At 39.1% G+C, this 24854-nt stretch carries 23 protein-coding genes and 1 other RNA gene; 13 read left to right on the top strand and 11 right to left on the bottom strand.

The window, feature by feature from the left end; genetic code table 11:
• The first annotated feature begins 152 nt into the window (after nt 1-152).
• Nucleotides 153-2135: a bifunctional tRNA (5-methylaminomethyl-2-thiouridine)(34)-methyltransferase MnmC2/FAD-dependent 5-carboxymethylaminomethyl-2-thiouridine(34) oxidoreductase MnmC1 gene (gene mnmC / locus ACXAFE_RS09485; protein WP_475151718.1), complete on the top strand. Its 1983-nt coding sequence runs from the start codon at nt 153-155 to the stop codon at nt 2133-2135.
• Between the two features lie 67 nt (nt 2136-2202).
• Here mnmC and ACXAFE_RS09490 read toward each other — a convergent pair whose 3' ends face one another.
• On the bottom strand, nt 2203-5001 hold the full coding sequence (locus ACXAFE_RS09490; RefSeq protein ID WP_475151720.1) for a collagenase: 2799 nt from the start codon (nt 4999-5001) through the stop codon (nt 2203-2205).
• A 372-nt stretch (nt 5002-5373) separates the two neighbouring features.
• Here ACXAFE_RS09490 and ACXAFE_RS09495 point away from each other — a divergent pair, with 372 nt between their 5' ends.
• Nucleotides 5374-5793 carry a CBS domain-containing protein gene (locus ACXAFE_RS09495; RefSeq protein ID WP_475151721.1) on the top strand — a complete coding sequence of 140 codons (420 nt, stop codon included), beginning with the start codon at nt 5374-5376 and terminating at the stop codon, nt 5791-5793.
• A 29-nt stretch (nt 5794-5822) separates the two neighbouring features.
• Complete coding sequence (locus ACXAFE_RS09500; RefSeq protein ID WP_010559649.1) at nt 5823-6152, top strand: hypothetical protein; 330 nt, start codon at nt 5823-5825, stop codon at nt 6150-6152.
• Nucleotides 6153-6205: 53 nt separating this feature from the next.
• On the opposite strand, the gene ACXAFE_RS09505 is transcribed toward ACXAFE_RS09500, so the two are convergent.
• The gene (locus ACXAFE_RS09505) at nt 6206-7042 is read right to left on the bottom strand and encodes a flagellar protein MotY (protein ID WP_475153603.1); all 837 of its coding nucleotides are present in this window, start codon (nt 7040-7042) and stop codon (nt 6206-6208) included.
• A gap of 228 nt (nt 7043-7270) precedes the next feature.
• On the opposite strand from ACXAFE_RS09505, the gene rnt reads away from it, so the two are divergent.
• Nucleotides 7271-7930, top strand: a complete 660-nt coding sequence (gene rnt / locus ACXAFE_RS09510; protein ID WP_475151724.1) for a ribonuclease T — start codon at nt 7271-7273, stop codon at nt 7928-7930.
• 84 nt (nt 7931-8014) lie between these two features.
• Here rnt and ACXAFE_RS09515 read toward each other — a convergent pair whose 3' ends face one another.
• The gene (locus tag ACXAFE_RS09515; RefSeq protein ID WP_475151727.1) at nt 8015-9313 is read right to left on the bottom strand and encodes a hypothetical protein; all 1299 of its coding nucleotides are present in this window, start codon (nt 9311-9313) and stop codon (nt 8015-8017) included.
• A gap of 216 nt (nt 9314-9529) precedes the next feature.
• Here ACXAFE_RS09515 and ssrA point away from each other — a divergent pair.
• The 7 genes from ssrA (at nt 9530) to ACXAFE_RS09550 (ending at nt 13795) form a co-directional block, all read left to right on the top strand.
• Nucleotides 9530-9885, top strand: a transfer-messenger RNA (tmRNA) gene (gene ssrA / locus ACXAFE_RS09520).
• 173 nt (nt 9886-10058) lie between these two features.
• On the top strand, nt 10059-11294 hold the full coding sequence (locus ACXAFE_RS09525) for an integrase domain-containing protein (protein ID WP_475151729.1): 1236 nt from the start codon (nt 10059-10061) through the stop codon (nt 11292-11294).
• 4 nt (nt 11295-11298) lie between these two features.
• Nucleotides 11299-12141, top strand: a complete 843-nt coding sequence (locus tag ACXAFE_RS09530) for a hypothetical protein (RefSeq protein ID WP_475151730.1) — start codon at nt 11299-11301, stop codon at nt 12139-12141.
• A gap of 99 nt (nt 12142-12240) precedes the next feature.
• A complete protein-coding gene (locus ACXAFE_RS09535; protein ID WP_475151732.1) occupies nt 12241-12492 on the top strand; it encodes a helix-turn-helix transcriptional regulator in 252 nt (83 codons plus the stop codon).
• Between the two features lie 11 nt (nt 12493-12503).
• Nucleotides 12504-12956 (top strand): hypothetical protein, encoded by a 453-nt coding sequence (locus ACXAFE_RS09540; RefSeq protein ID WP_475151733.1) that lies wholly within the window; start codon nt 12504-12506, stop codon nt 12954-12956.
• A 16-nt stretch (nt 12957-12972) separates the two neighbouring features.
• Entirely contained in the window at nt 12973-13398 is a 426-nt protein-coding gene (locus tag ACXAFE_RS09545; RefSeq protein WP_475151736.1) for a hypothetical protein, read from the top strand.
• 199 nt (nt 13399-13597) lie between these two features.
• Nucleotides 13598-13795, top strand: coding sequence for a hypothetical protein (locus tag ACXAFE_RS09550; RefSeq protein WP_475151737.1), 198 nt, complete (start codon nt 13598-13600; stop codon nt 13793-13795).
• A 187-nt stretch (nt 13796-13982) separates the two neighbouring features.
• Here ACXAFE_RS09550 and ACXAFE_RS09555 read toward each other — a convergent pair whose 3' ends face one another.
• The 4 genes from ACXAFE_RS09555 to ACXAFE_RS09570 all read right to left on the bottom strand — a co-directional run bounded on the left by ACXAFE_RS09555 (nt 13983) and on the right by ACXAFE_RS09570 (nt 18785).
• Entirely contained in the window at nt 13983-15374 is a 1392-nt protein-coding gene (locus ACXAFE_RS09555; RefSeq protein WP_475151740.1) for a hypothetical protein, read from the bottom strand.
• Nucleotides 15375-16125: 751 nt separating this feature from the next.
• Nucleotides 16126-16983 carry a DUF6694 family lipoprotein gene (locus ACXAFE_RS09560; RefSeq protein WP_475151743.1) on the bottom strand — a complete coding sequence of 286 codons (858 nt, stop codon included), beginning with the start codon at nt 16981-16983 and terminating at the stop codon, nt 16126-16128.
• Between the two features lie 891 nt (nt 16984-17874).
• Nucleotides 17875-18279, bottom strand: a complete 405-nt coding sequence (locus ACXAFE_RS09565; RefSeq protein ID WP_475151747.1) for a hypothetical protein — start codon at nt 18277-18279, stop codon at nt 17875-17877.
• The gene (locus ACXAFE_RS09570; protein ID WP_475151751.1) at nt 18276-18785 is read right to left on the bottom strand and encodes a hypothetical protein; all 510 of its coding nucleotides are present in this window, start codon (nt 18783-18785) and stop codon (nt 18276-18278) included. Before ACXAFE_RS09570 ends, ACXAFE_RS09565 begins: the two co-directional genes overlap by 4 nt.
• Before the next feature lie 388 nt (nt 18786-19173).
• On the opposite strand from ACXAFE_RS09570, the gene ACXAFE_RS09575 reads away from it, so the two are divergent.
• A complete protein-coding gene (locus ACXAFE_RS09575; protein ID WP_475151753.1) occupies nt 19174-19602 on the top strand; it encodes a hypothetical protein in 429 nt (142 codons plus the stop codon).
• 278 nt (nt 19603-19880) lie between these two features.
• Here ACXAFE_RS09575 and ACXAFE_RS09580 read toward each other — a convergent pair whose 3' ends face one another.
• Nucleotides 19881-20741 (bottom strand): IS982 family transposase, encoded by an 861-nt coding sequence (locus ACXAFE_RS09580; RefSeq protein WP_475151756.1) that lies wholly within the window; start codon nt 20739-20741, stop codon nt 19881-19883.
• Between the two features lie 258 nt (nt 20742-20999).
• Between ACXAFE_RS09580 and ACXAFE_RS09585 the strand changes: the two genes are divergently transcribed.
• On the top strand, nt 21000-22166 hold the full coding sequence (locus tag ACXAFE_RS09585) for a hypothetical protein (protein ID WP_475151758.1): 1167 nt from the start codon (nt 21000-21002) through the stop codon (nt 22164-22166).
• A 90-nt stretch (nt 22167-22256) separates the two neighbouring features.
• On the opposite strand, the gene ACXAFE_RS09590 is transcribed toward ACXAFE_RS09585, so the two are convergent.
• The 3 genes from ACXAFE_RS09590 to ACXAFE_RS09600 are packed head-to-tail and all read right to left on the bottom strand — an operon-like array spanning nt 22257 to nt 24714.
• On the bottom strand, nt 22257-22460 hold the full coding sequence (locus tag ACXAFE_RS09590) for a DUF1272 domain-containing protein (protein WP_475151760.1): 204 nt from the start codon (nt 22458-22460) through the stop codon (nt 22257-22259).
• Nucleotides 22460-23707, bottom strand: a complete 1248-nt coding sequence (locus ACXAFE_RS09595; protein WP_475151762.1) for a S41 family peptidase — start codon at nt 23705-23707, stop codon at nt 22460-22462. Before ACXAFE_RS09595 ends, ACXAFE_RS09590 begins: the two co-directional genes overlap by 1 nt.
• A complete protein-coding gene (locus tag ACXAFE_RS09600; RefSeq protein ID WP_475151765.1) occupies nt 23704-24714 on the bottom strand; it encodes a GlxA family transcriptional regulator in 1011 nt (336 codons plus the stop codon). Before ACXAFE_RS09600 ends, ACXAFE_RS09595 begins: the two co-directional genes overlap by 4 nt.
• Nucleotides 24715-24854 lie beyond the last annotated feature (140 nt).

Raw genomic sequence — 24854 nt, forward strand, 5'->3', positions numbered from 1 at the left:
AAACTGGTCTAATCTCAGCGTACACGTGTTTCGAATTTACAGTATTTTAACTTTAACTGCCAAATAAATAAGACTTAATTGTTCTAAATCAAGTTTAACCGCCCCCTTATATCTCGTACAATAGCGTTACGTTAAGTTTGTTTTAAATAATTATGATCCGCCACGCAAAAATTGAGTTTAATGAATCAGGCACACCGGTCGCACAAGACTTTGACGATGTGTATTTTTCGAACGATAACGGCTTGTTAGAGTCAGACTATGTGTTTTTTCAACAAAACAATATTGCTTCGCGTTGGCAACATCATCCTAGAAGGCACTTTGTTATTGCTGAAACGGGGTTTGGCACAGGGCTAAATTTTTTAAATACCTGGCAGCGCTTTAACCAAGATAGCGACAAATCAGTTGAGCAACTGCACTTTATTAGCTTTGAAAAATTCCCGCTTGAACAATCAGCGCTGCAACAAGCGCTTGCTGCTTGGCCAGAGTTAACAAGCTTAAGTGAACAACTTGTCGCAAGTTATCCAACTGCCATTGCTGGCTGTCATCGTTTAGAGTTTGACCAAGGTCGCGTTATATTGGATTTGTGGTTTGGCGATATTCAAGACACACTGCCACAGCTTTGTTACGGTGAAAACGGTATTGTTGACGCCTGGTATCTTGATGGTTTTGCTCCCAGTAAAAACCCTGATATGTGGCAACAGTCGTTATTTGATGGCATGGCCAATCTAGGGCACAGCGACTGTACCTTTGCCACCTTTACCGCCGCAGGCTTTGTACGCCGAGGCCTTGCCGATGCGGGCTTTAGCGTAAAGAAAGTAAAAGGTTACGGCCGTAAACGTGAAATGGTGGTTGGCACATTAGAAAAAGCAAACCAAAACAGTACACAACCAGCCTATTTTGAGCGGGGCACGCAATCACTTGAAAATGTTGCGATTATTGGCGGCGGCATTGCCACTGCAACCTTAGCTTACAGCTTTGCAAAACGGGGCATAACTTGCGATATTTTTTGTAAAGATGATGCGCTCGCAAAAGGTGCGTCGCATAATCACCAAGGCGCTGTTTACCCAAATCTACAAGCTGATTTTAATGCTATAAGCGAGTTTTTTGCTCATAGCTTTTATTATGCCAAGCGTGTTTATCAGCAAATACATGATAATGGCTATCACTATCCACACGATTGGTGCGGTGTACTATTACATGGTATCAGCGACAGTAAAGTAGAGATTCAACAGCGACTTATTGAAAAAAAAGCGTGGCCAAGTTCTTTAATTCGCGGTGTATCAGCACAACAAGCAAACGATATTGCCGGTTTTGAGGCTAACTTTTCTGGCTTATTTATTAGTGAGGCGGGCTGGGTAAAACCACCGGCATTAGTAAACGCTATTTTCACTGCAAGTAATAGCAATACGCCACATAATACCATTTTTAACACCGAAATTAGCGATATTGTAAAAACACAAAATGGTTATCAACTTATTGATTCAAACAATCAAGATGTTGGTGAATTTAGCCAAGTATTCATCACCTGTGGTGAGTTAACCACCGGTTTTTCACAAACCCAAGTACTGCCATTTAGCCCTGTACGTGGTCAAGTTACACGCGTTAAGGCAAACAACTTATCGCAAAAGCTAAAAACCGTGCTGTGTCATAAAGGATATTTCACTCCCCAGTTAGATAACACTCACTGTATGGGCGCAACGTTTGAAAAACGTAGTATGAGTCGAGAAATTAGTAGTAGCGACAACGCAATTAATTTAAATCAGTTGCGCTCTTTTTACCCCGAGCAGTTGGGTATCACCGAAGAATCAATACTCGATGCTAAAGCCGCTATTCGTTGTACAACCCCAGATCACCAACCTATCGTTGGTGAAGTTCCCGATGAAGACACGTTGTTAAACAACTTTGCGCCACTAAGAAACGGCAAACACTATGGCTTTGAAACTAATGCTAATCCAAATAACGGTTTATTTGTGTTTTCAGGCTTAGGTGCGCGCGGGCTATGTACAGCGCCGCTCGCTGCAGAAATGCTAGTCGCGTCTCTTTGCGATGAGCCATTGCCTGTGCCAACACACATCAGTGAAATGCTACACCCTAATCGCTTTATTGTGCGCGATTTAAAACGCAACAAACGATAAAAACAAGCGATAAAAAAAGCCGCATAGTTTGCACTGTGCGGCTTTTTTGTTAGTTAATTTCGGGAAATTAACGACAACCTGGCGTATTAAAGTCGACAACAATCGACGCACCACTAGCGGTACCAGAGACTTTTACATAACCCCAGTACTCGCTTTGGTTAGTAATGTAAATACACTCTCCATTACCCACATTTAGTGATGATGCATCTACACTACCAGCACTTGGCCAACCGCCATTACGATATTCTAGATTAATGTCACCAGAACCATTTGACGTAGTAATAGCTACACTTGTTGCACCACTTACATCCGCAATGCTTAACCAAATTGGTTCTTGTTCAGCAAGACACATTACATCGCCATCGTATAAACGACCGCCACCACTTGGACCCTCTGTTGCACATGCATTTGGTACATTAAAACCACCACCACTTTGTACTGTGTAGTTAGCTTTTAGTTGCGTATCAAAATTAGCATAGCCGTAAACCATTACGTGATAAGTCCCCGCTTGTGGCTCTGCAATAGTACAACGCTCGCTATTACCGCCAACATATGGACGACAATCATAGCTTTCCATTGTTGGTGCATCACCAAACTTCACATATAAGTCACCATCACCCGAACCACCATTTAAAGTAATTTCTAAATCACTGGCGTTTGCAGGTACGTTTACAACAAAGCGTTTCTCATCGCCGGTGTTACCCGTTACTTGCTGCGCTACGCCGTTTTGTAGTTCATTACCAACTGGTGGCTGTGTACCTGTCACTGTTGCTGTAGTTGACACGCTAGCACTTACACCTTCTGAATCAGTCACAGTAAGTGTTACTGCATAGTCTGCAGCGGTTGCGTAACTGTGGCTTGGGTTAGCTTCTGAACTTGTTGTGCCATCGCCAAAGTCCCAGCTGTATGACGCGATACTTGATTCTTCATCATAAGAGCCATTGCTCGTAAACGAAATTAACTCGCCCACTTCGCCACTATATGGACCATTAATTACCGCCACAGGTGCTTTATTTTGTGGTGGGTTTGTATCACCGTTAGCAAGTGCTTGTGTCCACTGCGTAAACTCAGCATCATAGTTTGTTGCCCAAGTATTGATACGTGATTTATACCCTGCCCAATCGCCTGAACGCGTTGACGCTAACATTTGGTTTAGCTCATCGCGGTGGTTTTCGAACATAAAGCGAACTGCTAAGTAACCCCAACGGTAAATACGATCTTGGTCAAAACCATCGTAAGTAGTTTCAAATACCGTACCTAAGCTGTAAGTCGAACCATCTTTAATAGTATCAATTGCCGCAGGATTATCGTTTTCGTTTGCGATGTACTCTGCAACACCTTCACTCCACCACACAATTGCTTCTGTTGGTGCGTTAAAGCCGCCGTATAAATCAAAACGACCATCAAGATAATGTACATACTCGTGCTCTAAGTTCCATACAAAGTGGTCGGCATTCGCATAGCTTGCTTCGTACGCAACAAAGTTTGGAATGTTACCCGGTGTTGATGGGTTGCCTTCTAAGTACATACCACCATTATTCGTGTTAATACCAAAAATAACGCCTGCATATTTACCGTAGTCGTCACTTGAATCAAAAATATTTACTTGTAACTGGCTGTTTACGTCATCAGCAACTGGTGTGTTATTGGTTTGCAGTTGACCGTGGAAGTAAGTTTCTTCATAACCCATTTTGCTACACGCTGCTTGATGCTGCGCGCTAGTCATATTTTGTGAGCGGATTTTAATCGTGCTGCTACAGGTATACGTTTGTGATAACACTTGTGATTCAAGTTGCTGTTCAAATCCACAAATATTATAGGTATCGCAGCTACCGTGATAACCCGCTGTATCTGCCGCACCTAACCATACCGAATCGCCATATCCATACATTTGATAATCTGAGAAAATGCGATTTAACGCTGCATCAACAGCTGTTTGAATAGTACCTGGGTATTGTTTTAATCGGCCTAATTCACGTGCAGCATTTGCAATCATAAATTCAGCATCAGAATCGATCATATAAGTGCTTGTTGTAAACTTCGCAAGTGCACTTACCAAATCATTCGCTGAACCAACTTTATTTTTAAATTCAGTATTCCATTGGCCACGGAATAAAATTGTAAATACGCCGTTTACCGCACTACGCATATTCCACTTGCCTGCGTAGCTTGCATTCCAACGGTTTAGCCATTCAACAACCACTGGTAAATACACATCTTGCTGCTCAGAGCTATCCATTGTGATAAGTACTTCTGAAAGTGTCTTACCGTGCGCATCATTGTCATCGTAAAAATGGCTATTATTTACAAATGCATCAATGGCATTTTTAACAGCTGGTTTTACCCAAGACGCAAACGTTACTTGGTCGTTATAAAACTCCACATAATAACCGGCACGCAGATACAAAAATAATGCCTCGATATCGTTATCACCACCGCCTTGATAGCTATCGGCAAGGTTTTTAACGTGATTCGCCACTGCGTACATATTATTTGAATCGTACGCCGCAACTTGAATGTTACTCGCTGCACCAAATAGTTCATTAACGCAAGTTGTACCCTGCGATTTAATTTCGCTTATTAGCTGGGTTGAGTTACTAGTTGCTAGGGCATTCACATCACACGTTGCCGCAGCGGCTTGCTGCATACTTTGTGATTTAAGCGTATGAATACGTTTGTGCGCATGATCGAAAGTGTGCGTTGATTGTTGAGTGGTTACCGCAGTTGGCGCGTTGTCCATGCGCTTAGACTCAACACCATGATGGTGAACCTTAGGTTGATTTTGTGAAATAGGCGCGCTGGCTGCAAACGCACTTTGACCATAACTTAATGTGGCAAGCACCAACGCCAATTTTGTAAGTTTCATTGTTTATTTCCAATTGTTGTTGTCATAATTTTTCGATAAAACCAGTATCGAGTTTCGTTGCTGAACGACATATTGAATCGATAAAACATGGATTCAATATACTGTATACAATATATTAACTTTTGTTCTAAATATAGGGGCAAACTAACAGTTTTTTTGATAATGTATATTTTTCAATTGGTTATATTGTAAAAATGCGAAAATTGTATTAGAAAATCACGCTATATTTGCAATAGTTACTTTGAGATGAAGTGCTGGTAGGTTTAATTGCACTAAAAACAACAGTTATTCGGGCTTACATTGCCCTAGCGCAAAGCGACAAAACAAATAAGCGCTAAACTTAATATTAAGTTCACTAATAAGTTAATAGTTATGACAAAAACAATTGCAGAGTTAATGACGTGTGACGTGCTATCAATTGAACTAGACAACACGATGGCTGATGTTCACCAAATGATGAAAGATCATAATATTCGCCATATTCCGGTTTTAGAAGATGGCCTTTTTTACGGTATGGTAACGCAAAAAAGTGTGCTTGCTAAAACCATGTATTTACTAGACAAATACGGCGTAAATGCGTTAAATAGAAGGGAAAAGCAAGTACCTGTTTCAGAGCTAGTGGATAAAGACGTGGTTTTCGCCAACGCGACAATGCCATTGACCGAGGCGGCACGCTTTTTCTTAAATAATCGGCACGGATGTTTGCCAGTCGTAGACGACAACAACCGGTTGCAAGGAATAGTTACCTCATCCGATTTCGTTAGACTATCCTTAACACTATTAGAAAGTTAACCCATATATGGGTGATCAGGAGTAACAAAATGAAGAAGTTATGTTGCAGTATCGCACTGGGCGTTTTAATGAGCTTTAGCTTTGCTGCGCAAGCAAATATTGACGACGTACCCCTTCCGAACGATTTTCAAGTACGTATGGCACTTGAAGACGATTACCCTATGATCATCTCCGGTTTTGTAAAACAAGACTTAGATTCAGTAATGGCGTTTTATCGCAACACCTTAGGCGAGCCAGAAACCATCACCGAAGATATTGGCCGCTATACTTATTTTTATACGGTATCGGGTAAACGCGTTAAAATTGGTTTTTACCAGCAAGAGAGTTGGTGTGAAGTAAGTATTATGATGACGAAATAACTTCGTCATCATAATTTAGAAACCGTCTTAACAGACTTTTCAGCTAAAAGCCGCTAAACCTTTTCTATTTGAATAACTACCCGACGGTTTTTGCCACGGCCAATAATGGTGTTATTGGTTGCAACATGGCGTTTTTCGCCAAACCCTTGCGTTACAATTTTATCTGCTGCTATGCCCTTTTCAGTCATGTAGCTTTTAATTGCATCGGCACGCTTTTCAGAAAGTTGTTGGTTAATATAGCGACCACCGTATGAATCGGTGTAGGCATTAATTACCACCGAATCAATATTAGGATCGTTCTCCAAATATAACCCTATTTTCTCTAAACGCTTTTTCGAGTCGCGCGTTAACTCACTGCTATTCGACTCATATCGCATCACTGTATACGCAATATCATCGAAGCTAAATGGCAATAGCGCATCGCGACACTCTAAAAAGCTCAAGTAATTACGACGAAAATTAACCGACGACAATTCAACTTTGATCTTGTCTTGGCTGTTATGCCAATCCTGATAATAAAACGTAGGCACATTGCCTTTTTCAAGTTCGGTTAGCAGTAACCAAGATGCTTTGGAATCTAGCTCTGTATCAAACTGTTTCAATAAATTAGCATCAAATAAGCTACGCGCAGGATTACCCGCTTTCCAAATAGGTGGCACTGACAGCACATCAGCAACATCGTATCCTTCTGGCTTAATAAGCATATCTAACGTGAAATGCAGTGGTTTATCTTTACTCGCAGTCGCTAAAAATCGCGCCTTCCCAAAGCGCGGAATATTATGCTCTAACTGACAACTTAAACGTGATGCTTCAGGGGTATTCCAAATTGCATTGCTTTCAGCTGCGCCGTAACTACGTAGCGCCGCATTGGCAGAAAACACAGCACCCATCGACAGACCAACGAACAAACACTGTACTTGCTTTTTTACTAGCACTGAGGTCTCCTAAATCTGATAAACGCTTGGTTAAATTAAAACACCGCTGCAACAAGCAACACCCTATTAAAATTTAAGCAATAAATATACCTAAATCAAACGTCCTTGCGTAATATTTTACTGGTCAGCAACAACCTAATTTTGACATAATACGCGGCCTTAATAAGCACTGAAAGTAAGTATATGTCTCAAGCTGAAGCACCAACAACTTTATTTGCCAAGCGTTTTCGCGGTTTCTTTCCTGTAGTTATCGACGTCGAGACCGCAGGCTTTAATAATAAAACCGATGCATTGTTAGAAATTGCTGTCAGCCTACTAAAAATGGACGATTCAGGCGAACTAAGTATCGACAAAACTGTGCATTTTCACGTAGAACCGTTTGAGGGTGCCAATATTGAGCAATCAGCTATTGAGTTTAATGGCATTGACCCGTTTTCGCCCTTGCGTGGCGCGGTAAAAGAAGATGAAGCAATAAAAGAAATCTGTAAAGCTGTGCGCAAAGCACAAAAAGCAGCAGGTTGTCAGCGCAGCGTTGTGGTAGCGCATAATGCGGCCTTTGATCACGGCTTTTTAAATGCCGCAATTGAGCGTAATAATATTAAGCGCACACCGTTTCACCCATTCGTAAGTTTTGATACAACCACCCTAGCTGGCTTAGCGGTTGGCCAAACAGTGCTTGCAAAAGCATGTCGCGCCGCAGGCATTGAGTTCGATAACAGCCAAGCCCACAGCGCACTGTATGACACCGAGCGCACCGCCGAGCTTTATTGTTACATCGTGAATAAATGGCAAGCCCTAGGCGGCTGGCCAATGCCAAACGATTCTGGACAAGTAGACGAGTAACGGCGGAGTTTATTACCACCGTTACTTTTGATACATGGATTATGAGTGAAACAGATTATGACAAGCGCGTACTCAGTGACGCGTTTAGTTCTTCGATTGCGCTGAAATAATGCTTTTCAGCGCGTCATGTGCTTTTTCATTGTTAAATAAGATGTCTTGTAACGCGTGTTTTAGCGAGTCTGATAATTCGGCTCTTTCAATAAACACATACACATCTTCTACCAAATAACTTCGGCCTTCGCTTACATTCATAATCGCTAACCAAAGCTCAAAACCATTTTTATTCAATGCGTTAGCTAACACTTCGAAAAATACCCGACCACATGGATAACTTGCACCAATTGCAGGTGTTGACTCCAAATGTGAAAGCGCCGTTTGTTTAATCCCTTCTAAACACTCTTTTTGTTGCTGCTGTAAAAAGTACTCAAAATGCGATTGTGGCATTAAGCCTGAATGCACCATTGCGCGATAGGCAAAAAAGTCTGCTGGGCCTTCGTAAAGCCAAATGGGTGTGCCGTCTGATGGGTGCCAAAAATGCGCATTCCAAAGGTGTAACGTTTCATGTGCTAGGGTTAAATAGATTGTTCGTTGGTATTTACTCGGATGCTGAACTGCATCTTGCCCTGATATCTCAAACATAACTTGGTTGGATAGTGCACTACCCAAAAAGCCAATGTATGGCGCATTGCTATTAGCGTTAATCAAAAATGTAACGTCGCGGTTTAATGGGGAATTAAACTGTTGGCTAAAATAACGCATAAATTTAGCGCTATTTTGCTCAAGCTGCACTTTAAACTCATTTGGCAAATTTGGCTCAATAACGAAAGAAACACTATCATTAGAGGCATTAGACGGTGAAGTTAGACTCACAAACTGCGCTAAATTTAACGACGATACCTTGTTAATGGTGCGCGTTCGCTGATTTTGCTCATTTTTCATCTTTGTTGTTATATAAAATGTCACACTTAGCGCATCGCGTGTTAGTAATTCATCCGCTACTTTCAGTGAATGTGGCACAAAATAGTCAGCATAAAACGCGCCGTTGTTAGAAAAGTTAATAAACGGCGCATTAAATCTAAGTTCACTCACATCAAAACCATCGGAAACTTCAAGCATTAAAATGTCATTAGGATTAGTTAGCTGAATTGTGCTGTCATCTTTAACCACCGCTTTGCCTTTAAGCGCAAAATGGTTAGTCAGGAAATGAGGTGGTAAGTGAGAAAAATCTAACGTTTGAGTAAATTTGGGCAATTGATAACTTACTTGCCACACGTTGCTACCAATCTGTTTTTCAACATTAATCGACAGTGCTACTTTACTCTGTGCAACCGCATTCATCGCGATACACATCAAACATATTATTATTGTTTTACTGATACTCATTGAAAACCTCCATTATTTCAATCAGCTGCATTGTATAGCGCCGAGCAATATTAACAAGCAAGCAATCCCTGCCAACTCACTTTCAAATCAACATTCGTTTAAATTTAAAGCGATTAAACCATTTAAATACAGTTAATTGTGCTTTGCCCTTGTTTAACATAAAAACTAAGCGTTATAATCGTACCAACTGAGTATGATTCAGATGAAACAAATTCAGGGGCTGATTAGGATTCGACGGGATTCATGAAGCCTAAGGTGCATGTCGAGGTGCGGCTGGCCTCGTAAAAAAGCCGTATTTAAAGTAATCGCAAACGACGATTCTTACGCTCTAGCGGCTTAATTCCCGCTAGCACTTCACTCAAGTATGCTTGTGGACTGAGATTCGAAGTGTCACCCTACACAAGATCGCTACGGAAACCCTGGCCGGGGTTGAAGGGCTAAATTGAAGCGGCCTCGCCTTTACTTATCGTGTTCGTCCGAGATTTAAAGGTTAACCAAAAGACGATACTAAACATGTAGGACCGAAGGTCGACGCTTTTCGGACGGGGGTTCAAATCCCCCCAGCTCCACCAATAGCAAGGACAAAGCCGCTTTTTAGCGGCTTTTCTTTTGCCTGAAATTCCTCACAAGCGCCAAATATCAACAAGTTAGAGATTATTAAAGATTTTTAGTGACCAGTGACACCTAAAGTTTTTGGTGGTACGTTAAGTAGTACACCTAAAGTTTAGAAAAGTTGGTACTACTTATGGCAAGGACAAAGCCCCTAACGAACACCGAAATCAAAAGCGCAAAGCCTAGAGAAAAGGTTTTTAAGTTATCAGATGGAAATGGATTACAACTAAGAGTAAAACCTAATGGTTCTAAATCTTGGCTTTTGGATTACTACAAACCTCATACAAATAAGCGTACCTCTATTGGACTGGGTACTTATCCAGAAGTAACACTTGCTGACGCCAGAAAAAAGCGTGATGAATATCGGGCTTTGCTTGCCAAGGAAATTGACCCAAAAGAACACAAAGACGAAATAGCACGTAAGAAAAGTGAAGCAGCTTTAAATACCTTTGCTCAAGTCGCAAAGAATTGGTTCGAGGTTAAACAAACTCAAGTAAGCGAAAAACATAGCATTGACCTTTGGCGTTCAATTGAAAACCACTTAATTCCTCCAATGGGTAACTACCCTATCAATAAAATTAACGCCCCTATGACTATCGACATTCTAAAGCCGATAGCGGCAAAAGGTAGCCTTGAGACAGTTAAAAGGTTATGCCAAAGACTAAACGAAGTAATGAACTTTGCTGTTAACACAGGTCTGATTCACGCAAATCCATTAACAGGTATAAGAGCTGCTTTTCAAAAGCCTGTTAAGCAAAATATGCCAACCATAACACCCGAAGAACTACCGCAATTATTAAATGATATTAGTTATGCCAGTATCAAATTAGTAACGCGATTACTTATCGAATGGCAACTTCATACTATGGTGCGCCCGAGTGAGGCGGCTGGTGCTAAATGGGTAGAAATAGATTTTGATAATAAGCTATGGACAATACCAGCTGAGCGTATGAAGAAAAAGCGTGAGCATATAGTTCCTTTAAGTGATCAAACTATAGAAATACTTGAACGTTTAAAGCCACTCAGTAGGCATAGAGAGTATTTATTCCCTGCTGATAGAAACCCGCGCAGCCATACAAATGAGCAAACAGCAAATATGGCGTTAAAGCGTATGGGTTATGAAAAGCGCCTAGTCGCCCATGGCTTACGAGCGCTTGCAAGTACCACGCTGAATCAACAAGGCTTTGATCCTGATGTAATAGAAGCAGCTCTTGCCCACGTAGACAAAAATGAAGTTAGACGCGCATACAACCGCGCTGATTATCTAGACCGTAGGCGAGTAATGATGATTTGGTGGAGTGAACATATTTCCGCTTGTGCAAGCGGTAAAAGCATTGATTCAGGGAAGCAACATTTAAAGGTAATTTGATAAAATGGATAAAAATCTTTATGGACTCTCGCAAGCACAAATGATGCTTGAGCTCCAAGCTATGGAATATTTTAACTGCTTTGATTATAACGAACTCAAGGATGAATATGGCTGGATAGATATGATGCTAGCAACAGATGATTGGCTAGGCGGTTTAGTTAGCCACAACATAAACTTTTTAACTTCAATACTTGAGTTCTATCTAAATAGCTCTAATCCAATTAACATCGAAGAGGAAGTTAATAAGTTAGAGCTATATCTAACCGATTACTTCCCTGATTTCCTTAATAAGTTACTCTCTGAAGATATAAGTGGATGGGAGCAAGAATTTCATGGCCCTGTTCACTGGGAAATTGAAAACTGTTGTGAGCTCACGGATAGAAGTTACTTTGCGCTTTCATATGTCCTCACCGCAGCCTTAATAAGAAATAAGAAAGAGAGTTTATTCAAGTTCTTAGATTTTCAAAACTTCAATTCTTCTCTCTTGAGGCTTCTGACAGACTCAATTGAAGCTAGAAGTTGGTATTACCATCAAATGCTTCATGGTGCTTCTTTATCTAATTTTCCTTCGATACTTAAACAGCAATACAAAAAAAACTTAGCTTCTGAAAATGCAAATAAAAGAAATAAGCCTCTGGCGAACATTAAAACAGATCTTAACAATCATCTTCGAAGCTTAAATACTGTTGAATCAAAATCAGCAAGATCACTTGCTAAGGACTTACTTCCTTTGATTAGGGGGTTCGACAAGCGTCACAGATACGGGCTCAGCGCTGACGACATTCAAGCGCGGGAAACTATTGCGAAGTGGGTGGTGAAATTCAAAAAAACTGGAAGTGTGCTTTAGCTGCAAAAGCATGCCCATGCAGTACTGAATATATACAAAAATTGGTTCAATTCTAATAATTGCCTCATCTAAACCAAGTAACCACTATAAGGGCTATTTATGATTAATGAGCAATTAACGGTCATTCGCAGACCAGAAGCGTTAGAAGTATTTGGGTGCTCAAAAAGCACTCTTCAGAACAGAATTAATGATGGGCTTATTCCGCCACCGATTTCATTAGGCGGTAGAGCCGTAGGCTTTGTTTTGCAGGAAATGCAAACAGTATTGAAAGCAATGGTAGCTGGAAAGTCTCATCAAGAGATTCAGAAGCTCGTTAATGAGCTAATAGAGCAACGTAAGCAACTTGTTTAAGGAAAGCCGCAATGAGTATGAAGCAGCGCGGCATACAAGCCGCAACCACTAATATAGCCAATTTAAATAGTAACGCCTTTGCAAGTATTGGTAAAGGTAACAGGGGTAGTGAAAATCTTTCACTACCAAAGCAGTGCAAGAAAGAACGTGCTTATTACTATATTTTATCGAACCCTCAAGGGGTAACTGAAAACGATATATTGATTAATGTTCGTTTATCAAGTGGGCGTAATTATTTTACTGAATTAGAGCGAAAACATGGTTTTAAATTTATTCGATTCAACCAGCCAAACCCTGATGGGATCGGTAGCCACTTTAAATATGTTATTGAAAGCTTAAAGGACGCTAAACGCATACTAGTTGCAATCAACGAACGAAGAGTAAGGCGGAAAGCGCAATATTTATCAAAGCAAGAGTCTGAACTCTTATTAATGCCCTACTCAACCCCAATATACGAGCGCTAACGCTCAAGGGGGCTTAATGGCAAAGAAAAGCTCTAAAGACATTTGGATTGGTCAAGGTGGCTTTGCAGGCATACCGAGAAAGGTAATGGAGAGTAGCGACTATAAAAACCTATCAGGTAGCGCTGTAAAGCTGCTTCTTGAGTTAGCTAGCCAGTATAAGGGGAGAAAAGCCGCTAATAATGGTGATCTAACTTGCGCCTGGTCACTATTAAAAGAACGTGGCTTTAAATCAAAAGCAACGCTTCAACGGTGTAAAGAAGAGTTACTTTCGAAGAAGCTTATAGTCGAAACCAGAAAAGGCATAGCTGGTGTTGATGGGCGAAGAGTGTGCAGCTTATACGCTGTAAGTTGGCAACCAATTGATGAAGTATTTTACTCAAATGGAAACCCCAAACATTCATTAGCTGCCAGTGCTACTCCACCTAGAACAAATTGGAGTTAATTTCAATTTAAGCGGGTACAGAAACTGTACCCGAACTAATACTCACGAGTACAGAAACTGTACCCGAACTTTTTGAAAACACTCTGACGAGTACAGAAACTGAACCCGTCAGGGGCTATTTAAGGGTGTTACCAAGTACAGAAACTGGGGCACTTTATATATAGCCATACATCAATATAAAAACATAAGGAAATAAGAAATGAAAAAAGAATTAACACAATCTGAAAAGCTAGCAGTCTTCGATGAACTTCACAGTGTTTTAGCTCAAACAAGAGCGCTTGCTGGCTCGTTGTCTAGGAGCAATCTTTCTCAAGTTCTAGATGAAGAGATAAATGATGTATTTTGGTTAATCGAAGATAGGATGAAGCAGACAATCAAGCTCGTAGACATGCTTTAAAACTCAGTACCTCAGTTTATATTTAAAAGGTCAGACTTAATTTTAAGTAAAAATAAATCTGACTTCCGAATACTGAAAACGATTTATATAGATGCAATGTTCATATACACAGCGTTTTATATAATTTATTTGTTATACCTTAGAAGTTCGGTCTTAAAAAGTTCGAGAAGGTAAAGTATATTTAAAGTCAATTATACCTCTCCACTTTTTTATTATTAACTAATATAAATGACTGAATGATTCCTTCCTTAATAACTGATGTCATTTCAATTTCAGAAGTCCTATTTTCAGGTAAAGCATCCCATATCTTGTGTGATAATTTAAACCACTGAGTTTGCTTTTGTCCTATATAATTAAATGTTATGTACCTTTGACCATCAACACTTTCCAATTTGTAATTTTCTGACGGAGTAAGATAGCTTGATTTTATAGACAGAATTTTCAGGTAGTTACCATTTTTATTAACCGTAAAGATTATTGGATGGGTTTCATTATAACCATATTGAGACTGCATATTTTTGAAATCATGGCGCTTATTTTCAGACTCAACTTCTGTAGCTCGCTTAACTGAAATAGGAACACTTTTTTTAATTATGCTTTCCCTTTTAGCATTGGGGTCATCTAGATAATTTTTGACACCAAATGATTTAGAAAACCATCCTCTCGAATCATGAGCGCCTTGGCTAAAGAAGTCTTCATTAAATTTAGTAATAGGTTGTGGCATAAGTCCATAACTTGCCAATATTACTTCTCCCAAATACCTATAAAATGTCCCAATTCCATATTTATATGATGCGCCGATATCTGAGTGAACACCTGGCAAAGTTACTTGTTTTAACCTAGGAGTAGTAACAAAATGATCTGTTGTTTTAGCTTTAAAAGCCAAATCTTCGTCAATGATCACTGGAAATTTAATTCTACGTTCATCCCTGGCAATAATATGAATTAAATAATTGGAAGTTGGGGCGATTCCAAGCATGAGCTCATTTGTTACCGAAGTAGCTACAGTATCGAACAGCAAGCTGTAACTTCTAACTTGAATTTCCCCTTCTGCTGGCCACTTAGTGCTTAGAAGGTTCATAAAATGACGACCAATAGCAGCTCCCCTACTAAATCCTAAAACTACAACGTTGATTTTAGTATCAACATTTAACGATATGCTTTTATTAACCTTTTCTTCTAGCATAGACAAAGCTTCGTTAGCTTTTTCTTCACAGGTAAAGCATGCTACTGCGTCACCCAGGTCATCTACTCCTGGCCCAACAATATATGCCGGTTTTAAGCCTTCCTTTTCTAACTTAGAAAAAAGGTAACCAACGACAGTTTGTCTTTCATCATTAGCATCAAAGTTGTCTTTATCATTGCTAGTACCGTCAAAAGCAAACACAAAAACTTTTGTTCCATCCTCTTTTAATGAATCCTTAACTATTGGTATACGTTTCATTTCATTAACTGAATCTATAATTAACTTCCTATCAGCGGTACTCATAGGTACAGGATCTGATCCAGACATGAAGGAAGAGCAAGAACTTATAATAATTAAAACAAAAATTAAAAGTATCAGGTTTTTATATTTCACTTTTGTAACCTACCCACAACTAAACTAATTGAAATAATATACTTTTTTGTTTATTAATCACATTTATCAATTGGTATAAAGTAATCTAATTAATGAGATATGAATTATTGTTTATGTCACCTTTTTTAATGTAACTTCATAGTTTGTGATAATAGACATTAATACTCCGACATAATCCCGACATCAGAATATCAACATAAACTCTATATAGCTTTTAATTAGAGGCTTACAGCGACTTTTAGAATTTCCCGTAGAGGAAAATTTAAACGCCTACGTAATTTTAAGATCTAAAGTAAAGCTCGGAATTTTTGAGAATTAACACAATTCGAACTAACACGCTTATACGGTCGTACTTTCAGGAACTATCAACGGTGGGAAAATGGAAAAGCGTCGATTCAATATAACTTTCACGTAATAGTGACAGACACACTAGTCCTAAACATCACACAAATTAAAGATACGTAAAATAATGACATCAAAAAGCTGCGTAAATGGCTAAAAGTGTGTGGCGGTTTCTGGCGTAATCATGAAAAATCGATGGATATGTTAAGGAATCAAATGCTGTTCGCTTGAAAGTGGTTTACGAACTCGAAAGTTGGCTTACATTGACTCCCATTTGTTCGATTCAACAAGTTCTACCCAAGCGCCTTAACATATCTAAATGACAACAGCATTAAATGCATACAGAGAATACTTTACTAGTGATATTGCGCTTAAGGCGTGAGTGTTTGATAGCTCACGCCAAATTAAATTAAAGGTTATTCGAAAATTCTATATCAACAACTTTTGCGGTAGCACTTCCAACTTTCCAAGTAGATAGGGTTGAGTCTAAAGTGTAATACTTGCCTTTACCTTGTTCTTGGATATAGCCAGGCTTCAATGGTTTGTCCCGGGTTGAGTAATTGTTTACTAAAACTGGAAAATAATCTTCTTCAAAAATTACATTGCCATCTGCATCTTTGAAATAAACCATAACCTTAACTTTATCGAGAGAGCGCTCACCATTGTTTTTAACTGATAAACGAACAGCAGGAACGTCTTTTTTTAAGTAAGTATCAATCCTGGTCGCTTCAAACTCGGTTATTTCTACTTTACCCATGTAGTTAAGCTTTTCTTCGAACTCGGTCATTGCTTTAATAGTTTTATCAAGGCCTTTTTGAGATACTTCTGAACCAGAATCAACTTTACCGAGCTCTTCATACTTCACTATTGCTTCTTGAAATTGCTTATTTTTAAGAAGTGTTTCTGCTTCTAGTTTGAGTGCAGAAACTTTTTTGTTGCTTTCAATCTGGTTCCTATATCTGCTTAAGATTTCTTGTCCGGTTAAGCCATCTAATGAGCTTAAGTTTGCAGCTATCAAACTTTCTTTGGTGAGAGCTTTATCTGCACCGGTAAAAGCGGCTCCTAGCATACTAGACAAACCTTCTTTCCCACCAATAGAGTAATACATAATTGCTTTCTTAAACTCGGGACGATCAGATTCTGGTAATGATTCTATAATAGCTTGAGTAGAAGCTTGAATTGATGATTGGTCAGTTGAATCGAATTTTTCGGGCCCAAAACAACCAGACAAAGTGATGATCGCTAAAGGTATCAATAACTTTTTCATTTTAGAATTCCTTTTTCTTATATTTAGTTACATATTCTTAATACACATTAAACAAGAGTCATGGGATATACAAATTGAAATGTTGTTAATTTGATTTGAAGCAACGTTGTTTTCACTCGAAAAACGGTAGTTACCGCTATTAGCTGGATATATACGCCATATATGGAGTATTAGGAAAAACATAGTGTTCTGTATTTTTAGGCTTTAAATGGCACAATATTTATAAGCTTGCGAGAGTTAAATTTTACATTATTTCTCTATACAAAAGTTTGTTATCCATCTTTGGGTCTATTTGATAAAGAATTAATATAGTCGGAAGAAATGCGTCATTATAAACGTCAAGAAACAGAATCAGTTAGATCGCAATAACTCTTATCGGGCACACCCTTCGTCAGTTCCAAGAGCAAAACATGCAATAATTCACCGATTAACTAGTCAAAATCGACTAATTTTCTAGTCGAATTTGACTAAAAACTGGGTCCTTATTCATAGTTAACGCCTCGAGGGTATTTCGCCTGCCCGAGTTTTGAATACATGTGAGCCATTTTGAAAGCGAGTTTACGTTTACATATTTATTACCAAAAAAGCCTTTAAAACGGGCTTAAACAGGGATAAAACGTAAACTAAATAGGCATTTCTGGCGAAAATAAATTCTTATATGGTATGGGGTGTTCAATTGTTACGAGCTTTACAGCGTTATAGAACAGCCCCGAAGCTAAATTTTTACACGAAATAAATAAGAATTATTTTTTTAGCTATTTAAATCAGCACTTGGATAATCTGATAGTTAATAGTTAACTCAACATCATAACGAACCAATAAAATGATAACCTTTAAATCTATTGTGCTGCGGAACAGACAAAAAAATATTTGCTCAGCATTTGTTAGTAACTAGACGCCTATTTGTGGAGAGTTTTCAGGGGGAGCTGAAACATTAACAGCATCGACTCTGAATAACATAGGCACAACATTTGAATTAGCAAACATTGTGCTGTTACGACCCCAGAATGTGCTGTAAACATTGAATTTATCATCTTTTGATCTAGATTTAGTTGGAGTTCCTAAACCTGTATAAATAAATATCCAATCGCCAGCCTCGACAACTCCATCACCGAACCAAAATAAATTATCCCTTAGTGGTACAGCGCTATTTAAACCTGAGTACTGGCCTAACATAATTCCAAATTGCCCTAGGTTTATTGTTTGATTTACCTGAATCGCGATACACTCTTTATTTGGAACACCACGCTCTAAAACAGAGGTACACGTTAGCTCTGCTATCCCTGACAAAATCATTTTTGGTTCTCCTTGTTATCGGAAAACCAGCCTAATATAAGAAGAAGTGAGCCAAAACCATAAGCTCCATACGCGTATAAATCCAATTCTGTTCTACTTAAAAATATTCCAGTTCCGAACAAACTAGTTCCTATAGTGATAGACAAATTACGCAAGTGTTTATTCCGCCCATCAGCTTTAATTTTTTCAGAAAGCACAGCTTTATCTATTTTTATTTCTTCGAGCTTATCTCTTTGTTTTTCATATTTCTCATTCAGCTGGTGATACTTAAATTTCAACTCTTGGTAATCATTAGCCAACTGAGAAGTAGCGCCAGCAATTAAAGCTGATGTCACTTCTCCCCCTAAAGAGCGAGCATGAGAACTTGCTAACCCCTCTATCGTTCTAACCATTTGAAGACCCTCAAATGGTCTACTTTCAACCAACGGTATAGAATCATTTTCTTTTATTTGATTACCTCTAATACCTGAAGCGTCTGGTTGCGGGATATTATTTTCATTATCCATATGCACCATAGTTCCTTGAAATATCTAACATGTTACTTGTTCCATCAACAAACGTATCGCCTTTATTTTTACCAGAGACGCTAAGTAATTGCTAGTATGAAGAAAGTTAACTTTAAAAGAGGATTCATTTTAGTTAAAAATCAAAACTACTTCTCAAAAATTTAGAGTAATTTGAGTTCGTAGTTTGTTTTATAAGGAAAAATTTAAAAGGTACTTTAGAGTGATAGCCCCATGTAATGCGGGTAGAAAACACTCGAGGTATCTCACATTATTAAAAACCCCGTAAAAATGGCATTTCCACTTCCGCGTTATTTTTTTGAAAATATATACAAAAACAGCGCTTTAAGTTAAAAATAGAACGGAATAGTATCTTACAAGGATTGATATTTTGTTTGAACAAGAAACTAGGTTTCAAAGAGTTTTGTTTTTAAATAGAGTAAGCCTCTCGATTGGCTTCGCTTATTTAATATTACTCCCAACCATACTTAGCACTTATCGTTTAGAGGGCTTATTCCTTTATTCAAGTTTGATAATTGTGGTAACAACAACCTTTAGCCTAGTCGTGTATGGCAACAGTTCCGATGAACGTTTTTCTGATTTGATCAATAATGGTCTAGCTATAGCATTTATTGCTGGCGTGTCTGCAGTATTTAGTATCTTTGGATTAATGATTTTACTTTTAGCGTTTAACACTCTATTGGGTATTGTTTCATTTGTAGTTTTTATCGGAGCAGAGCTTTTTTTCCGTTTATTGTACAAGTTTCCAAATTTGAAGAAAGATCTGGGAGTTTCAGAAAAAGAAAATTGTAGTGATTAATTTACATATTCAACTTAGACCTGTAACACTTAACTAGCATCGATCCAAAGTAGTACCAAAGGTAGTACCAACCATAAATGTAGTTAACATAAACTTTAAAATTCAAAAGATTACAACATTAGTTAAGATGACCCCAGCCCACCAAATATAAAAAGCCTGTGCATTGCACGGGCTTTTTTGTTTTTTATGGCTTTTTAAACACAAGTCTGATTTCCGTAATATATTGGCAATATCATTTAGCTTTAGCGATGCTAAGTAACCTCAGATCTGCATAAGTATTAAAGCCGAGCCACTTTTATACTCGGCTTTTTAGTCTGAAAGGTATAGGCAATTAATCCAGCCATTAAATTAACCATAAATGAGATGCAGCTGCGGTGCCTTGTGTGGTCTATTTGAGCCATATTTTTCAGCTGGTCGAAAACTGTTTCAATGATGAAACGCTTTGATAACATCGCTCTATCCCAAGTTGATATTGGCTGACGTTTCATATTACTTCGTTGACCTGTAATAAAATCAATGCCTTGCTCAGCAAGTTCCGCTTTTAAGTTTGCAGATACATAACCTTTATCAGCGTATAAACTCCCTGTAACATTAGCGACCATATCTGGTACAGGTTTCCTATCATCAACATTCCCAGCTGTCACTTTTACTGCTAATAAACCACCTTCATCATTCATGATGAGGTGAAGTTTAAAGCCATAAAACCAGCCCATTGTTCCTTTGCCTCGTTTGGCTTCTCCCGCGAAAACTTGGTGGCGAGGAATGCGCATGTTGTGACACACCTTGAGAGAAGTGGAGTCGATAAATGCAATGCCTGTTGGTTTATCGAATCGCTGTTTCAGATAGCTACACAAAGCAGGTAACGTAGTCTGAAGTAGCTTCAACATGCGTGTATAACTAACTAAATCAGGAAAATAATGTCGCCAATACTGACAAACAAATTTGGTGTAGTAAGTTTTAAAGTCGCGATAACCTGATTGATGAAAGGCAATTAATATAGTCATCACTTCGCTGGAGGATAGTCGAGATGGCTTAATGCGTTGCTTTTCCCCTGATTCTATTAGGTGTTTAAGCCATTGAGGTTCAAACAATAAACAAAAATCATCGACATCTACGTAAATTGCATCTAAGTTATTCATGCCCTTGCCTCGGTAATCTTATGTTTCTTGGTCGAAAGATCTGATCACCGCAAGGGCATTTAGTTCCACTTCTTATGTGCAGCTCAGGTTAAGTAAATGTTATTACGCCCATACACAAACTAGCACTATATAAAGTTTGATTATTATTTATTTTGTATAACAAACACTTTTGCTGTTTTATATGTCTGTGGTAGCATTTTTGTTCCTATAATAAAAACTAAATTATTTGCTGTTCAAAGCAATAAAAAGGATGTTTATATGCCGATAGATACGGAAGCGGCACCACTTGCCGGCCACCCTTTAATAGGAATTGAAGTTGAAGGCGTTGGTAGTGTTTCATCTCGATGGAATAACGAAGATATTATTCAAGCAGCTAATTTTCACGATGTATTTAAACGTACCCCCTTGGTACGTTCGCGAAGTTATGCAAACTTTAGAGGTGTTTATATAACACCTGAAGACTCGGATAATTTTGGTAAATCAAGTCCTGCAGAGCTGGTTTCTAAACCCCATAGAATTAATGACCTCAATTTGCTGCGATTACGCAACTCAGTGTGGAAAGCATTAGGTCCTCGCGGAGTCAGAACAGGTCAAAACACCTTTAATTATGGCGGCACACGTACTACAGATAACCGCTGGGGTAAATTTCGCCCCAGCAGTATTGGTGGTAGCCTGCAAACCACTGTGGGTGTTGGGGTGCATCGTTTGCTAAGCGCAAATGCTAATCGCCGAGAAAACTGTATAAAAATGCTCGTAGGAGATAGAAGAAAGCAGCGAATAGTCATCGCGATTGCAGAAGCCGCAGTTACCGCTCAACAGGAATTATTTGCAGCAGGTGCTGCGCTTTGGCACCACCGCAATATACCTCAAATTCAGATTGAGGGATTGCGTTTATCGCTATTTTTAGCCTTTATAAATGTGGTACTGACCCACTCAAACCGGTTAGGTGGCGGCGGTAGCGGCTGGGCAAAAGATGCTTTAGGCGCAAACTTTAAGGGCTATTCTTCTTTTATCGGCACAGGCACAAATAACAGTAATGGTATTTTAAAGTTAGGTGCTCGAGCCATGACTTATAACGACTCTGATTTGGTCGGCAGAATCAGAGCAGTGCGAGGTAACGGCACAATCACACAAGCAATTAACGATCATGTAAATAACACAAATAACCAATTGTTATCGTTAATTGGTCAAAGAGGCTTATCGATTCAAACAGCAGTAGAACAATGGAATGCCATTCCTAATATTACTCATAATGGGCATCTCTATACTGTGGTTGAATGCCGTGAAAAAACCTCAAAGGTAAATATAAATATGTGCACTTTCCTGAACGCCGAGAAGAAAGATGTTCTGGAAACGAGTCGCTCTGGATTAAGCCAAGCGAGAATATTCAGAACGTCAATTCGTAACTACTTAGGTCATCCTTAAATACTAAATTGTGGTTTATCTAATAATTGCATTCGATAAACCGCTTCTCTCTTTCAATAACACCTAGTTAACACGTTAGCGCGTTTAGGCTCAACTTATCAGACTCAGGGGTTTCCTTTTTTCATCCGCTAATCTGGGCTTAAAACTCCCACCGCAATTCGGGCATACGTTTAAAAGTACCTTTTCAACACATGTTTTACAAAACGTGCACTCATAACTGCATATCATTGCATCGGTTGATGTTGGCAAAAGAACTTTGTTACAGCACTCGCAATTTGGTTTAAGTTTTAACATTATTGCCCCTTATGTTTGTTAATTAACTTAAGCGCTTCGAGCAATACGGTATCTTTGCCGTTTTGATAGTCTTGCCAAGTTGGTGTTATTTGAATATCGGGATAGATGGCATCTGTTGGCTCTTTTGCAAAGGCGTAATAGCGCTTTGATAAACTCAGCTTTCGTTTCGAATTAGGTAAAGTAAAACGATAACTTTCTGCATAATGATTTGGGTCGCCCCCAGTTGGCGTGCCAACAATTTTTGCGTTTAAAACCTGCTGATATTGCACCACATTACTCATGGCAGCTGAAAATGTTTGGCCATCGGTTAGTACATAAACTCCGTGTTGCCAATCAAATTGATCAAGGGGTAATAAGCAAGATGAAAATGCAATTCCCGTATAAAAATTACCTCCGCCATTTGCTCTAAAATCAATCACTAAATAGCGTGATTGCGCACTTTTAAGCTGCGTTTGTAATGCCGTGCAATTATCAACAACCTGTTCAAATTTGGGGTATGATTTAAACGCAAAATAGGCGACACTCTTTTTGTTAAAATAGCTTAATCTAATGCCAGGCATTGCAATGTCTGTATTTTGCAACTTTGGCGATGTTATCGAAAAAGCTGAACTTAATTGGCCAAACTCCCCCATTGAAACAGGCAGTATCGCTTTTTCAATCACTTGGCCATCGTGCCAAAACTCAAACTTTGTAGGCTGCCCCTCTTTTACAATATTTAATCCCAGCAACAACTTATGCAACGTTAGGTAATATTCAAAACTCACTTTTGCACTAAGTTGGTTATCCACACCAGGTAACAACGGTGAAACAATCTTAAATAGCTCGCTCACGCTCTTACCATTTATGGTTTTTAACTCTGTGCCTCGTAGTGATCGATAAGCGTTTGTTGTATCTACTACGCGCAATCTGCCTTCAAAAAATTTATAGCGAAACGGAAAATGCTGATGCGGCCCAGACATCATAAAGTAGTTACTATGCCCATCACCTAAAGCACCGGTTATTGCCATAAGGCGTGCTTCTACCTCTACTTCAGTAAGGTTCGCTAAATCATTTTTTAAGTCTCTAAGTCGCTTATTAAATTCAGTTTCTGACAAGGTATGGAAAGGGTTTATATGCTTTGTTTTAACTTCATTTTGATAAAAGTCGATATCTTCCAACCACTGTTTTTGCTGCTTTGCTGTTAAGTTAGTTGCGTTTAAATTAAACGATGCAACAACCAGCATCGCTAAAATCAATTGAACTCTCATTTCCCTTCTCCTAGCAGCACTGTTTCTTGAGTAACGGTGTTATTGCTAATTAACGCAGAATGACGTGTACCATTTAAATAATGGGAAGGCGACACACCAAACTGTTTGGTAAAGGCGCGGCGAAAACTATCGTAATTATTAAAACCCAGCTTGCTTGAGATTAGTTGTAAATTGCTGTTTTCTTGAGATAACAAATCCCGTGCATGGTTGAGTTTTAGAGTACGAAAGTAATGGCTCGGCGTGCAGTTAAGGTGCAACTTAAACAACCGCGTAAGCTGTCTTTCACTTAAACTGCAATACTCTGCCATGCGCGAAACTGAAATTGCATTATTAAGCTGTGTTGCTAGCCAGTCGATAAGTGGCGAAAGTTTTAAACTGTCACCCGATTGCAGCGCAAGCACATCGGAATATTGCTGCTGTGATCCTGCACGCTGTAAATATACCACCAAATCTTTCGCAACTTTTGCCGCCATACTGTTGCCGTAATCTTCACGAATAATCGCAAGGGCAAGATCCACACCCGATAACACGCCAGCTGATGACCAAATACTGTGGTCACGAATAAAGAGTGGCTCTGGTGTTACAATTTTATTGGGATGCTGTTTGGCTAAACTAGCTGCATGACGCCAATGGGTTGTCAGCGTTAACGCTTTATCTTGAAAGAGTTGGGCCAAAATAAAAGCGCCCGTGCAAATACTAAATACGCGCTTCGCTCTTAACGCTATTTTTTTGAGCGCTGCAAGTTCAATGTGGCTAAGCGCAAGTGTACGCATGCCTGTACCACCACAAATAATCAAATCATCCAGTTCAAAGTCATCTTCTAGCGTAAAATCAACGCTCACTTTTTGATGATATGCCGTTTGTACATCCTCACCATTTATGCCCAATAACTTACAATCGTAAGCACCGCGTTTAAAACTATTGGTTTCCATAAACGCTTCAAGCGGGCCAAATAAGTCGAGCGCCTGAAATCCATTTGCAATAAAGTAAACTTGTTTAATCGTCATGTGTGTTCCTCCACGCGCTCATCATACCCCGCTTAAAATGTCATTTAATACATTAAAACGACATAATAAGACATTTGGGTATTTATTTTGTTAGAGGCATAAAACATGTAAAAAAAAAGCCTGTGCGATACACAGGCTTT

This window comes from Pseudoalteromonas sp. ABV4_021, assembly GCF_056159365.1.